Origin of the sequence: Afifella sp. JA880 (genome assembly GCF_025379905.1) — a bacterium.
Lineage (GTDB): Bacteria > Pseudomonadota > Alphaproteobacteria > Rhizobiales > Afifellaceae > Afifella > Afifella aestuarii.
Window position 1 is genome coordinate 1,357,047 of the sequence record NZ_JAOANH010000001.1, and the last position, 13,690, is coordinate 1,370,736.

General features: G+C 62.9%; 13 protein-coding genes and 1 pseudogene. 9 read left to right on the plus strand and 5 right to left on the minus strand.

Annotation, left to right across the window (positions count from 1 at the left end; all coding sequences use genetic code 11):
• Positions 1 to 6: 6 nt before the first annotated feature.
• Positions 7 to 549: a copper chaperone PCu(A)C gene (locus NYQ83_RS06415; RefSeq protein ID WP_261213408.1), complete on the plus strand. Its 543-nt coding sequence runs from the start codon at positions 7 to 9 to the stop codon at positions 547 to 549.
• A gap of 23 nt (positions 550 to 572) precedes the next feature.
• On the opposite strand, the gene NYQ83_RS06420 is transcribed toward NYQ83_RS06415, so the two are convergent.
• Both NYQ83_RS06420 and NYQ83_RS06425 read right to left on the minus strand, forming a co-directional pair.
• Complete coding sequence (locus NYQ83_RS06420; protein WP_261213409.1) at positions 573 to 1,094, minus strand: TlpA family protein disulfide reductase; 522 nt, start codon at positions 1,092 to 1,094, stop codon at positions 573 to 575.
• A 2-nt stretch (positions 1,095 to 1,096) separates the two neighbouring features.
• Complete coding sequence (locus tag NYQ83_RS06425) at positions 1,097 to 1,876, minus strand: phosphatase PAP2 family protein (RefSeq protein WP_261213412.1); 780 nt, start codon at positions 1,874 to 1,876, stop codon at positions 1,097 to 1,099.
• A gap of 173 nt (positions 1,877 to 2,049) precedes the next feature.
• Here NYQ83_RS06425 and NYQ83_RS06430 point away from each other — a divergent pair, with 173 nt between their 5' ends.
• The 6 genes and pseudogenes from NYQ83_RS06430 to NYQ83_RS06455 all read left to right on the plus strand — a co-directional run bounded on the left by NYQ83_RS06430 (position 2,050) and on the right by NYQ83_RS06455 (position 9,097).
• The gene (locus NYQ83_RS06430) at positions 2,050 to 3,654 is read left to right on the plus strand and encodes an ABC transporter substrate-binding protein (protein WP_261213414.1); all 1,605 of its coding nucleotides are present in this window, start codon (positions 2,050 to 2,052) and stop codon (positions 3,652 to 3,654) included.
• A gap of 76 nt (positions 3,655 to 3,730) precedes the next feature.
• Entirely contained in the window at positions 3,731 to 4,741 is a 1,011-nt protein-coding gene (locus NYQ83_RS06435; protein WP_128292478.1) for an ABC transporter permease subunit, read from the plus strand.
• A gap of 4 nt (positions 4,742 to 4,745) precedes the next feature.
• Complete coding sequence (locus NYQ83_RS06440) at positions 4,746 to 5,657, plus strand: ABC transporter permease subunit (RefSeq protein ID WP_128292477.1); 912 nt, start codon at positions 4,746 to 4,748, stop codon at positions 5,655 to 5,657.
• Positions 5,658 to 5,729: 72 nt separating this feature from the next.
• Entirely contained in the window at positions 5,730 to 6,704 is a 975-nt protein-coding gene (locus NYQ83_RS06445) for an ABC transporter ATP-binding protein (protein ID WP_261213418.1), read from the plus strand.
• Positions 6,701 to 7,648 (plus strand): annotated as a pseudogene (locus NYQ83_RS06450) (dipeptide ABC transporter ATP-binding protein); the annotation flags it as partial. The gene NYQ83_RS06445 and the pseudogene NYQ83_RS06450, both read left to right, overlap by 4 nt.
• A 258-nt stretch (positions 7,649 to 7,906) precedes the next feature.
• A complete protein-coding gene (locus NYQ83_RS06455; RefSeq protein WP_261213420.1) occupies positions 7,907 to 9,097 on the plus strand; it encodes an MFS transporter in 1,191 nt (396 codons plus the stop codon).
• Between the two features lie 17 nt (positions 9,098 to 9,114).
• Here the strand turns inward: NYQ83_RS06455 and NYQ83_RS06460 are convergent, their stop codons facing one another.
• A complete protein-coding gene (locus tag NYQ83_RS06460; protein WP_261213422.1) occupies positions 9,115 to 9,948 on the minus strand; it encodes a DUF1499 domain-containing protein in 834 nt (277 codons plus the stop codon).
• A gap of 13 nt (positions 9,949 to 9,961) precedes the next feature.
• Positions 9,962 to 11,590 carry a long-chain-fatty-acid--CoA ligase gene (locus tag NYQ83_RS06465; protein ID WP_261213424.1) on the minus strand — a complete coding sequence of 543 codons (1,629 nt, stop codon included), beginning with the start codon at positions 11,588 to 11,590 and terminating at the stop codon, positions 9,962 to 9,964.
• Positions 11,591 to 11,731: 141 nt separating this feature from the next.
• Between NYQ83_RS06465 and NYQ83_RS06470 the strand changes: the two genes are divergently transcribed.
• A complete protein-coding gene (locus NYQ83_RS06470; protein WP_261213426.1) occupies positions 11,732 to 12,148 on the plus strand; it encodes a hypothetical protein in 417 nt (138 codons plus the stop codon).
• 113 nt (positions 12,149 to 12,261) lie between these two features.
• Positions 12,262 to 12,417, plus strand: a complete 156-nt coding sequence (locus NYQ83_RS06475; protein WP_261213427.1) for a hypothetical protein — start codon at positions 12,262 to 12,264, stop codon at positions 12,415 to 12,417.
• 13 nt (positions 12,418 to 12,430) lie between these two features.
• On the opposite strand, the gene NYQ83_RS06480 is transcribed toward NYQ83_RS06475, so the two are convergent.
• The gene (locus NYQ83_RS06480; protein WP_409976958.1) at positions 12,431 to 13,618 is read right to left on the minus strand and encodes a pyridoxal phosphate-dependent aminotransferase; all 1,188 of its coding nucleotides are present in this window, start codon (positions 13,616 to 13,618) and stop codon (positions 12,431 to 12,433) included.
• Positions 13,619 to 13,690: the final 72 nt, after the last annotated feature.

A 13,690-nucleotide genomic window follows, 5' to 3' on the forward strand; every position in this document is an offset into this window, starting at 1 on the left:
CGGAAAATGCACAAGTTAAGTCTCGTGTCCCTTGCGGCAGCCTTTGCAGCCATCGGCCTCGCAGCTTCTCCCGCCACCGCACAAGAGAAGCACGAGCATGCGGAGGAAAGCGGGCACACAGAAAGCCATGACGACCACAGCCACCATGAGGCCGAGCTCCATGGCGTGCGTCTCCTCCATGCCTGGACGCGTGCGACGGATGCCAAGACGGCGCTCGTCTTCGTCGACATCCAGAACAAATCCGAGGAGAACGTCGTTCTCGAGGGCGGAGAGGCCGATATCGCCAAAACGGTCGAGCTGGTCGGCTTCCAGCTCAAAGACGGCGAGCCGAAGTATGTCGCGCTTCCCAAGATGCCCATGACGGCGGGCGGCGAGGTCAAACTTTCACCCGACGGTTTGGCGCTTCGTCTCGACGGCCTCACGCGACAACTGCACCAGGGCGACGAATTTCAGATGGAATTTCGTTTCGACACTGGCCATGTCGACATGTTCGTACAGGTCGAGGCGGAAGGCGCCATGCACCACAGCCATGTCGGGCATACGCACTGAACGCAGCAGAAGCGCGCCATGGATTACCGACCCGCGGCCAGATCTTGCAGGAGCTCTTCGCGAAATGCCGGATCGTCCCAGTCGGCAGGACCGCGGAGCGTCCGCTTGAGCGAGCGATCATCGCCGAGAACAACCGTTGCCGGATAGCCGCGCAGACGAAAGGTCATGCCTGCATTGCCGCGGACGAGCTGCCAGCTCTGCAGGCTCGGAAGGCCGAGGTCATCGACATAGAAATCTCGGACCCGCTCGAAGGGAAGATCATCGACGGAGACGACGAAGAACCGGTCTCTCCGGTTCCGCTCGACCAGGAAGGCCGCAAATTGCGCGACTTCCGGCAGTTCATCGCGACAGGGACCACACCAGGTCGCCCAGAAATGTACGACCGCCGGCCCCTTCCCCAACATATCCCCGAACGAGAGGAGGTTCCCGTCGCCGTCCGTGACGGCAAGGCCCGTGAGGTCGGGACCTCCTTCGGCCGCACGGATCGGACGGGCCAGAAGCGCGGCACTCAAGGCCAGAAATGTCCGCCGAGAGCACGCCGGCACGTTCACTCCTTGGCGGCCGGCGCGACGGCCTCCTCGCTCTGGACGCCGCTCGGCTCGATGCGGCCCCGCCGCTGCAGCCAAAGCGCCACCACCCAAACAAAGGTCGCCCACGCTGCCCCGATCGCCCAGCCGGCGAGGACATCCGTCGGCCAGTGCACGCCGAGATAAACACGAGACAGGCCCACGAGGATCGTCAGGAGAACGGCGACGAAAAGTGCGTAGAGCTTGAGGGCCCTGCCCTTGCTGAACCGCATGACGAGCGCACCGAGTGTCAAATAGACCGTCGCCGACATGGCGGCATGGGCGCTCGGAAAACTCGTCGTGAAAACCTCGGCCGAATGGGCCACCAGATCGGGGCGCGGTCGGGAAAAGCCGTATTTCAGCGCGTTGACGACAATCGCACCGCCGGCAAGCGAGGCGAAGACGAGAAGGCCTGCATGCGGGCGCTTCGTCAGAACGAGCCAGAAGATCACCGTCAACGAGACGAAGACGAGACCAAAAGTCGAGCCGAAGCTCGTGATGTCGCGCATCGTCTCCTCGAACCATAACGGCCCCAGAGGGTCGGCGTGGTCGGCGGGATTGCGCATCGCCAGCATGATGAACATGTCGAAGGCGTGGGTCTCGCCTTCCACCACTTCGTCGGCGAGTGCGATGAAGCCCCAGACCGAACCGGCCCCGAGACCGATCAGGAGGAGAAGCAGAAATTCCTGCCGGGCCCAGTGATGGCGCACGTGGTGAATGGTGCGCCGGGTCATGCTTAACAGCTGTTCGGGAAATGCCATGGGTCTTTCATAAGGGCCAAAAGATCGCGGGTCAGCGGCTGGATACGCGGCCTTTCAACGTCCAACCCCGCGTGAGGTTGCTGTTGATTTCCGCTTAGATTCCGTCGTTACCTGTCGCAAGCAGGCGAGGGCGTGGGGCCCGCGCTGCTCAAGTTCCCTCGTAAGGAGCGTATATGATCCTCAAAACCACCATCCGGGCGCTCGCATTGGGCGTCAGCATGGCCGCCATGGTAGCTGGCGCGGCTTCGGCCAAGACGCTTGTCTACTGCTCTGAAGGCTCGCCCGCCGGATTCGATCCAGGCCTCTACACCGCAGGCACCGATTTCGACGCCTCCTCCAAGACGGTCTACAACCGCCTGGTCGAGTTCAAGAGCGGCACGACGGAAGTCGTCCCGGCTCTCGCCGAAAGCTGGGACGTGTCCGACGACGGCATGGAATACACCTTCCATCTGCGCGAAGGCGTCAAGTTCCAGACCACGGACTTCTTCACGCCGACGCGCGAGTTCAATGCCGACGACGTGGTGTTCAGCTTCACCCGTATGCTCGACAAGGAAAGCCCGTGGTACAATTACGCGGGCGGCCAGTGGCAGTATTTCGACGCCATGTCGATGCCGGACCTCCTGAAGGACATCGAAAAGGTCGACGACCACACGGTCAAGTTCGTGCTCACTCGGCCGGAGGCGCCCTTCATCGCCAATATGGCGATGGATTTCGCTTCGATCATGTCGAAGGAATACGCCGACCAGCTGCAGGCTGACGACAACATGCCGATGCTCAACCAGCAGCCGCTGGGCACCGGACCGTTCCAGTTCGTCGCCTATCAGAAGGACGCGGTGATCCGCTACAAGGCCAATCCCGATTACTGGGGCGGGAAAGAAGCGATCGACGACCTCGTCTTCGCCATCACCCCGGACGCAGCGGTTCGCTACCAGAAGCTTCTCGCCAACGAGTGCCAGATCATGCCATATCCGGCACCGGCCGACATCGAGGCGATGAAGTCGAACGACGACATCAACGTCATGGAGCAGAACGGCCTCAACGTCGCCTATCTCGCGTACAACACGCTGCAGGAGCCGTTCGACAAGCCGGAAGTGCGCAAAGCGCTCAATATGGCGATCAACAAGAAGGCGATCATCGACGCCGTCTTCCAGGGCTCTGGCTCGGTGGCCAAGAACCCGATCCCGCCGACGATGTGGGGCTACAACGACGCCATCGAGGACGATCCGTACGATCCCGAAGCCGCCAAGAAGATGCTCGAAGACGCTGGCGTGACCGACCTCAAGATGAAGATCTGGGCGATGCCCGTGCAGCGGCCTTATATGCCGAATGCCCGCCGCGCCGCGGAGCTCATCCAGTCGGACTATGCCGAAGTCGGCGTCGATGCAGAGATCGTCTCCTTTGAATGGGGCGAGTATCTGAAGCGCGCCGCGGAGAAGGACCACGAAGGTGCCATCATCCTCGGCTGGACCGGCGACAATGGTGACCCCGACAACTTCCTCGCGGTGCTTCTCGGCTGCGACGGCGTCGGCACCTCGAACAACGTCGCGGAATATTGCGACGACGATTTCGAGAGCCTGATCCAGAAGGCGAAGACGCTTTCGAGCCAGGAGGAACGCGCCGAGCTCTACAAAAAGGCGCAGGAAGTCTTCAAGGAAGACGCGCCCTGGGCGACGCTCGCGCATTCGGTCGTTTACATGCCGATGCGCAACTCCGTTCAGAACTACAAGATGGACCCGCTCGGCTCGCATCGCTTTGACGGCGTTGACATCGCGGAGTAATCAGTCCAACCGCTTTATCAAGGAGCCCCGCCGTCTATCGGCGGGGCTTCAAATCATCGAGCCAACTCTCTGAGATATGCTGCGCTTCCTCTTCGTGCGCATCGGCCTGCTGGTGCCGACTTTCATCGGCATCACGATTGCCGCTTTCGGTTTTGTCCGCCTTTTGCCCGGCGATCCGGTCCTGCTTTTGGCCGGCGAGCATGGCGTCAGCCCCGAACGGCATGCAGAGCTCATGCATCAACTTGGCTTCGACCGGCCGATCTGGGTGCAGTATTTCGACTTTCTATGGTCGGTGCTGCAAGGCGATCTCGGCCGATCGCTTGTCACTCATCGGCCTGTCCTGGCTGAATTTTCCACACTTTTTCCGGCCACTCTGGAACTCTCCGTCTGCGCCATCATCATCGCCACCGTCGTCGGCATTCCGATCGGCGTGATCGCTGCGATGAAGCGCGGCACATGGGTCGATCAGTCGGTGATGGGCGCCGCGCTCGTCGGCTATTCCATGCCGATCTTCTGGTGGGGCCTCCTGCTCATCATCTTCTTCTCCGGCGTGCTGCATTGGACCCCGGTCTCCGGGCGCATCTCGCTGCTCTACTATTTTCCCGCCCATACCGGCTTCATGCTGATCGACAGCCTGCTCTCGGGGCAGAAGGGCGCCTTCGTTTCGGCCGTCTCGCATCTCATCCTGCCGGCGGTCGTGCTTGCCACGATCCCGCTTGCGGTGATTGCGCGCCAGACGCGTTCGGCGATGCTCGAAGTGCTCGGCGAGGATTATGTGCGCACCGCGCGCGCCAAAGGCCTGTCGCAGGCCCGGGTCGTGGGCCTGCATGCGCTGCGCAATGCCTTGATCCCGGTGGTGACGACGATCGGCCTGCAGGTCGGCGTGATGATGGCGGGCGCCATTTTGACCGAAACCATCTTCTCATGGCCGGGCGTCGGCAAATGGATGGTCGATTCCATTTTCAGGCGCGACTATCCGGCCGTGCAGGGCGGTCTTTTGATGATCGCAGTGATCATCATGTTCGTGAATCTGATCGTGGACCTGCTCTACGGGCTCATCAATCCCCGCATCCGGCATACGAGGTGACGCTATGAGCCGTATGGAAGCCGAAGCTGAGGAGATCGCAGCGGAATCGCCCCGTATGGCGATGCTGCGAGAGTTCTGGGCCTATTTCAGCGAGAACCGCGGCGCCGTCATCGGCCTCGTCGTCTTCGTCGTGATCTGCCTCGTCGCGATTTTCGCCGACGTGATCGCCCCTCATTCGGCGAGCGCGCAGTTTCGCGATTCGCTCCTCGTCCCGCCCGCCTGGCAGGAGGGCGGCTCGTGGGACTTCATCCTCGGGACCGACCCCGTCGGGCGCGACATTCTTTCGCGTCTTATCTATGGCAGCCGCTTTTCCTTGTTCGTCGGCTGCGTCGTGGTCGCTGGAGCGCTTGCGGTCGGCATCGTCGTCGGCCTCCTCGCCGGCTATTTCGGTGGCTGGTTCGATACCCTCGTCATGCGGGTGATGGACATCATCCTCGCTTTTCCGAGCCTGCTTCTCGCCCTGGCGCTGGTGGCGATCCTCGGTCCCAGCCTGACGAATGCGATGATCGCCATCGCGATCGTGCAGCAGCCGCATTACGTCCGCCTCACCCGCGCGGCGGTGATGGCGGAAAAGCAGCGCGATTACGTCACGGCTGCGCGTGTCGTGGGCGCAAGCCCGCTCCGGCTGATGGTCGTGACCATCCTGCCCAATTCGCTGTCTCCCCTCATCGTGCAGGCGGCCCTGTCTTTCTCCAATGCCATTCTCGATGCTGCAGCACTCGGCTTCCTCGGCATGGGCGCGCAGCCGCCGACGCCGGAATGGGGTACCATGCTCGCCGAAGCACGCGAGTTCATCCTGCGCGCCTGGTGGGTGGTGACCTTCCCGGGCCTTGCGATCCTCGTGACGGTGCTTGCGATCAACCTCGTCGGCGACGGGCTGCGCGACGCGCTCGACCCGAAGCTGAAGCGGAGCTGATGAAGCGCCGTGAGAGATTGCGCCACTGACAAAACCGGGCGGTCCACGTCCCAACGCCAAGCTTGAACCGCGATGCCCCTTCTTCACATCGAAAACCTCTCCGTCACGTTCCAGACCGCATCCGGTCCGTTCCTTGCCGTCGACAGCGTCGATTTCAGCGTGGATGCGGGCGAGCGTCTCGCGATCGTCGGGGAATCGGGCTCGGGCAAATCCGTCGCCATGCTCGCCGTCATGGGCCTTCTGCCGCCGACGGCGACGGTCACGGCGGATCGTATGGCCTTCGACGGGCAGGATCTGCGGCACCTGTCGCGGCGCGCCCGGCGTCGGGTGATCGGCGGCGATATCGCCATGATCTTCCAGGAACCGATGTCGAGCCTCAATCCGTGCTTCACGGTCGGCTTTCAGATCAACGAAGCGCTTTCGGCTCACACCGACCTCACCCGTTCCCAAAGGCGTGAGCGGTCGGTGGAACTCCTGCGCTCCGTCGGCATACCGGAGCCGGAACGGCGCCTCTCGGCCTTCCCGCACCAGCTGTCCGGCGGCATGAGCCAGCGCGTGATGATCGCCATGGCGACCGCCTGCCAGCCGCGGCTTCTCATCGCCGACGAACCGACAACGGCTCTCGACGTGACCATCCAGGCACAGATCCTCGACCTCCTCGTCGATCTGCAAAAAGAGCACGGCATGGCGCTCATCCTCATCACGCACGATATGGGCGTGGTGGCGGAGACGGCTCAGCGTGTCGTCGTGCAATATGCCGGCCAGCAAGTGGAGCGCCAGGACGTCATCGGCCTCTTCGACGCGCCGCATCATCCCTATACCTCAGCGCTCCTCGACGCGCTTCCCGACCGGGCGACGGGCGACCGGTTGCCGGCGATCCGCGGGGTCGTGCCGGGCCAGGGCGACCGGCCGAACGGCTGCCTCTTCAATCCCCGCTGCCCCTATGCCGACGACACCTGCCGCACCGTCGTGCCGCCGCGGCAGCCGCCGGCCCTCGGCGAGGCCTTGTGCCACTATCCTCTCAACCGTGCGGAGCAGGCGGCATGACGACGATCATCGAAGCGGCAAACCTGTCGCGCGTCTACGAAGTTCGGCGCGGTCTGTTTGCGGAGCCCGGCAAGGTGCGGGCGCTGACGGAGGCGAGTTTCTCGGTCACGGCCGGCACGACGCTCGCCGTGGTCGGCGAATCCGGCTGCGGGAAGTCGACGCTCGCACGGCTTCTCACCATGATCGAGCCGCCGTCGGATGGCGAACTCGTCATTGACGGGCATGATGTCGGCAAGTCCGGCCACAGCGATCTCGCCGCCCTGCGCAAGACGGTGCAGATCGTCTTCCAGAACCCCTACGGCTCTCTCAATCCGCGGCAGAAGATTGGCTCCATTCTGGAAGAGCCGCTTCTCATCAACACCGACATGCCCGGCAAGGCGCGCCGCGAAAAGGCGCTCGATATGCTGGAACGCGTCGGTCTGCGGCCGGAGCATTACAGCCGATACCCGCACATGTTCTCCGGCGGGCAGCGCCAGCGGATCGCGATTGCGCGAGCCCTCATGCTCGACCCGAAGATCCTCGTCCTCGACGAGCCGGTCTCGGCGCTCGACGTCTCCATCCAGGCACAGGTTCTCAACATCCTCGCGGATCTGCAGGAAGAGCTCGGCCTCACCTACATCTTCATCAGCCACGACCTCTCCGTCGTGCGTTTCGTCGCCGACGAGGTGATGGTGATGTATCTCGGCCGGCCGGTGGAGATTGCGCCCGTGGAAACGGTGTTCGAGCAACCGCTGCACCCTTACACGGTGGCGCTTCTGTCGGCGACGCCTGTCGCCGATCCGAGACGCCCGCGCCAGAACATCAAGCTCGAAGGCGAACTCCCCTCTCCGTTCAATCCGCCTTCCGGTTGCCCCTTCCATCCGCGTTGCCGCTACGCGCGTGAGAAATGCGTTGAGGTCAGGCCGGAATTGACGCTGCACGGGCCGACGAAGGTCGCTTGCCACGGCATCGACGACGGCTGGATCGACTACACCGCCGTCCCGCCGGGAGGCGGCAAAGCTCCGATGCCGGACCACGCCGGAACCGAGCCTGCGGAACGGGAGGAAAGCGCGGTCAAATCTCCAGAGACGGGCGGCCCGCTCTAAGTCACGAGGATATTGGCCGCAGCGATCACAGAATATTCTGCGGGCCTGCAAGACAGCACGTCGACAACGGCTGCACGTCGAGGCGAACCTTTTCCATATCTCGTCGTTCGCCTCGGCATGACGCCGTTTTGGAAGTTGTCCGCCGCCGGTTTCGCAGCAACGGCCATCGCCTATGGGCCGGCCCGCATGGGGTTTGGCCTGTTCCTGCCGGAGTTCAGGTCGGCATTCGGGATTTCAACCCAGACGGCGGGTCTCATATCGAGCCTGGGCTTCTTCGGCTTCTTCGCGGGACTTTTGATCTCGCAAGCGATGACGACCCGCAAAGGCCCGCGACTGCCCGTGATTTCCGGTCTGCTCGCAGCGACCATCGGCACCGGGATCGTCGCGGCGGCTTCGAACTTCACCGTGCTGTCATTCGGTGTTCTTCTCGCCATGTCGAGCGCCGGCTTCGCGTGGACGCCGTTCAACAACGCGGTCCACCGGACAGTGGACGATTGGTCTCGGCCGACTGCGCTTTCCTCCGTCAGCACAGGCACCAGCCTCGGCGTCGCCGCCGCGGGAACCGCCGCACTGATCATCAGCACCAGCGGGATTTCGTGGCGTTTGTGCTGGGCGATGTTCGCCATCGCCAGTGCGCTTGCGCTTGCCGGCAATTGGGCGGCGTTGCGGGAGGTCGCCGGAACGCCGGGCCCAGGGGTCGCGGAACGATGGCGCGTGCTGTTTCGCCGCTCGGCCATGCCGCTTTTCGGCATCGGCCTGTGCTACGGGATCACCTCGGCCATCTATATCTCGTTTGCGGCAGATCGGATCGCACAGGCCGGCGGGGTGGCGGGTCTTCCGAGAAACGCCTCGGGCGGCCTCGTTTTCGTCTGCTACGGCATCGCCGGCCTGCTCGGCCTCTGCACGGCGAACGTCAAGGCGATGATGGGCCTGGCGTGGCTGCTCCGCCTCCTTATGCTGGCGTGCGCCCTGTCTTTCGCCCTCATCGCCTTATGGCCAACGACCTTCGCCGGCATCATCCTCTCGGCCGCGCTTCAAGGCCTCTACGTCATGATGATGAGTGCGGCGTTGTCCTTTTGGTCGGACCGGCTCTTCCCGTCCCTGCCCTCGCAAAGCTTCACCGCCGTGCTGCTTGCCGTGGCTACGGGCAGTATCGTCGGGCCGGCGATCGCCGGAATCGCCTCTGACGCGTACGGTCCGATGTCCATGTTTTTGGGAAGCGCGGCCCTTGCAGCCGCCACCGCGGCAAGCTTTCGATCCAAACACATCTGGGAACGTCCCCCGGTGCATTCACCCGAAAACCCGTAAGGCGACGTTCAGTTCTCTCACGAACTCGGCGGCTCCGGCCTCGGAAGCGGACCGAAGCGCTCCTCTTCCTCGTCTTCGGGAGCCGGTTCGACCTCAATCGTCCCCTGCAACACGCCGTCGAGATCACGCAGAAAATCCTTGATGCGGCGCGCGTTCTTGCCGAGATCGTGGCGTCCGAAGCGTGAGGCCGACCGCATATCGACAATCGCGCCATCAATGTCGCCGTCGGTCGTGGGCGCGATGCGGATCACCACATCATCGGGAAAGGCAAAGAGGATCGTGCGGGCGACTGTCTCGATCGTCGCGATGCCTTCGCCCTCGACCGGATCCAGGCTTTCTTCGACTTTCCAGCCCCGATCTTTCACGACGGCCTGCGCGGCGGCAAACACGCGCTCGACCGTTAGCGGATAAAAGCGCGCTGTGAGCCGCGGATAGGCTGAAGCCTGGCTCTGCGCATCGGCGAGCGAGATCGCCTCATGGGGATGCGTCCAGAAGCGGGGCGGATCGTCCACATCCGTGGTGATGTCGTTGAGCGGCGGGTAAATGACCAGCGCCCCCATCGCGAGGCCGAAAAGGACGAGGGCGGGGGCGGCGAAGAAGAGTGCCGAAAAGGCCTGCCCGGCACCTTCGTCGCTGGCATTCCAGATGCGCACCAGCGCAAACACCGCCAGCGCGAAGGCGACGAGTGCCAGGCCATAGCCGAGCGCAACGGTCGGCGCGACGGCTTCCGTCGGCATCAAGCCGAAGCGATTGCCAAGCCCCGTCAGGACCAGGACCGGCAACGACAGGACAGCGAGCCTGCGCGCCCACCTTGCGGATCGGGAATGTCGGATCGGCGGACGCGCAGCCACTTATCGTCTTATCCTAGGCTTCGACGGCCGGGCGGTAATCGCGGAACTGATCGCGCAGCGCCATCTTCTGGATCTTGCCGGTCGCCGTGTGTGGGATTTCCTCAACGAAGGCAACATCGTCGGGAGCGGCCCACTTGGCCACTCTCTGGCGAACGAAGTCAAGAATGTCTTCCCTTTCGGGCCGCACATCCTTCTTCGGCACGATGATGAGGAGCGGGCGCTCGCCCCATTTCTCGTTGGCGACGCCAATCACAGCGGCTTCGGCGACATCGGGATGAGCGACCGCCGCATTTTCGAGTTCGATCGACGAGATCCATTCGCCGCCCGATTTGATCACGTCCTTGGAGCGGTCGGTGATCTGCATATAGCCGTAAGGGTCGATATGCGCGACGTCGCCCGTATCGAAGAAGCCTTGCTCGTCAAGAAGCGGACCGCCCTCGCCTTTGAAATAGGCTTTCGCGACGGCGGGTCCGCGGACCTTCAGGCGCCCGAAAGTCTTGCCGTCCCAGGGCAGCGGCTCACCGGCATCGTCGGTGACCTTCATCTCGACCGTGAAGGGCGGATGCCCCTGTTTCTGCAGCACGTCGAGACGCGCTTCGCCCTTGAGACCCTGATATTCCGGGGTCAGCGTGCACACCGTTCCGAGCGGGCTCGTCTCCGTCATGCCCCAGGCGTGGATGACCTCCACATCGTAATTGTTCTGGAACTTCTCGATGACCGCACGCGGACAAGCCGATCCGCCGATGACCACCCGCTCGAGATGCGGAAGCTTGCTGCCTGTCTCCTCCAGGTAAGACAGAAGCATCATCCATACCGTCGGCACGGCGGCGGTCACCGTCACCTTCTCCTCGTCGAGAAGCTGGTAAATGGACGCGCCATCCATTTTCGGCCCGGGCATCACCATTCCGGCGCCCACCATGGGGGCGGCAAAACAGATCGCCCAGCAATTGGCATGAAACATCGGCACGACCGGCATGATCCGGTCACTGCTCGACAAATCGATCATGTCGGGAAGGCTCGCGACCATCGCATGCAGGACGTTGGAGCGATGCGAATAGATGACGCCCTTCGGAACGCCCGTCGTGCCGGAGGTGTAGCACATGCCGGCAGCGGTGTTTTCGTCGAAGCTCTCCCAGGCAAAATCCCCGTCCACTTCGTCGAGCCATTCGTCATACGGGACGAGATCGAGCGAAGAAGACGGCAGATGCGCCCGATCGCTCATCACGATCACCTTCTCCAGGGTGGGCAGAGCATCCTTCAGCTTCTCAACGAGCGGCACGAAAGTGAGGTCCGTGAAGAGAAGCCGGTCTTCCGCGTGGTTGATGATGTAGGTGATCTGCTCGGCAAAGAGGCGCGGATTGACGGTGTGGCAGATCGCGCCGATGCCCATCACGCCGTACCAGACTTCGAGATGGCGCATCGTGTTCCAGCCGAGCGTCGCCACCCGGTCGCCGAGCCGGATCCCATGCGCCGTCAGCTGCTGCGACAGCTTCAGGGCCCGTCGCCTGATCTCACGGTAAGTTGTGCGATGAATCTCCCCTTCCACGAGCCGCGACACCACCTCGCGGTCGCCATGATAGGTCGCGGCATGATCGAGGATGCGATGGCAGTTCAAGGGCCAGTCTTGCATGAGACCGTGCATGTTGTTCCTCCCTCTCGCCTTTCGGCGTTATGTCATCGCCCAGCACAATTGAGCGCTGCAGCGTGAGCGCATTGTCTCTCGGCTCGCAAAAAGCCGCAATCGTGTCGAACTCTTTCCCAAGACAGGCGTTAGGCGCTTCGTATGGCTCAAGAAACTCTCGCCGGCATCGAAGCCGGCAACGGCAAAGACAAACGCGAAGACAGTTTCTCTCTGCCGCAGTTGGATTTCGAGATGGCTCTCGACATGGCCGACGGCGACACCGCCTCCTGGATCGACCTGGTGCGCCACGCGGCCGAGACCTCAGGCGGAGACCTGCTTTTCGTCCTGCCGAGTTTTTCCGGCGACGGCGAGGCCACGGAGAAGGCGATGGTGCGTCTGCCCGATGGGGAGGAGGATGTTCTCATCGCCGTCAGCCACGATGATGACGGCTTCCATTATGAGGCCGAGGCGGCGATCGACGAGGAATTGAAGGATTTCGCGCACGCCTCGATTGACGTTTTGCGGCGTATGCAATCCGATGCTCAGATCGTGACGCCTCTCGCCGAAACCGAGAACTAAAACAAAGTGTTGCGCGAAGCGCCGCAGGTGTCGATTTCGGATTGCCGTTAAGAGCGCTTTAAGTCTACGAGGCCCACAATTTCAACACCGCCACTGCGGAATGGACCTTCAAGATGCACGACCGAAAAGAGACGGCTTTCCAGTCGCAACATCACGATCAACAAGTCGCAGAGCGGCTGCGCCAGCGCTATCAGCAGATCGGCATTCCGGCTGTCCGGGCCGCTGCCACGATGAAAAGCGCTCAGGCCAAGGCGGCTCAGAAGCGCTGATCTGAAGCGCTCATCAGGCCAGCCACCGCTCCAGGCGGCTCAGCCCTTCCTGCATCGCCTCCTCCGCGCCTGCGAAGGAGAAGCGCATGGTCAGGTGGCCGCGCGCCGGATCGAAATCGGCGCCGGGCGTGGCAGCGATGCCTGCCTCCTCAAGCATGCGACGGGCAAAGCTCGTCGAATCGTTGGTGAAGCGGGCGACAGACGCGTAGACGTAGAAGGCACCGTCGGCCGGCGGTATCGCCTCGAAGCCGAGTTTCGGCATACGCTCCAGAAGAAGCGTGCGATTGCGCGCGTAACCGGCCTTGATCGCTTCCAGCTCCGGCGTGCAGTCGAAGGCGGCGATCGCCGCGCGCTGTGACAGATCCGGCACGGAAATGTAGAGCGACTGCGCCAGACACTCCATCGGCCGCACGAGATATTCGGGCAGCACCATCCAGCCAATGCGCCAGCCGGTCATGCAGTAATATTTCGAGAACGAATTGATCACAATCGCTTCGTCGGAAAACCTCAGCGCCGTTTCCGCGCGGCCGGCAAAATCGAGACCGTGATAAATCTCGTCGGAAATGAACCGGATACCGAGTTCGTTGCAGGTGGCGACCAGCGCCTCGAGTTCCTCAGGCGGGGTCATGGTGCCGGTCGGGTTGGCCGGACTTGCGATCAAAAGACCTGACAGCGGCGTTTCGCGATGTGCGCGCCGCAAATGGTCGGGCGTCAGGATCCAGTGCGTATCGGGACCGACCGGGATTTCGACGGCCTCGAGCCCGAGCACGGAGAGAATGTTGCGGTAGGCCGGATAGCCGGGCGCCGCCATGGCGATACGCGCTCCGGCATCGAAAGCCCCCAGGAAGGCGAGCATGAAGCCGGCCGAAGAGCCCGTCGTCACCGCCACCCGTTCCGGATCGAGGTCGATGCCGTAGGTTTCGCCATAATGGCGGGCGATCCTCTGTCGCAGGGAACGAATGCCGAGCGCTTCGGTGTAGCCGAGGCGGCCATCCTGGAGGGCGGCGCGTGCAGCTTCCAGAACCCCTGCGGGCGCCGGCGCGCCGGGCTGGCCGACTTCCATGTGAACGATGTCGCGGCCTTCGCTCTCAAGTTTCGCGGCGGCGGAGAGCACATCCATTGCGATGAACGGTTCCACCGCGCTGCGCAGGGACGGCTTGCGTGGGAACACGTGTCCTCCTGCGTCATCTGCACGCCACATTGTTTGCCCTTTGTCGATGCTAATCTTGGACCAAGCCTGAGAACGATTGACCGGCCGTTCCGCAATTCCTAG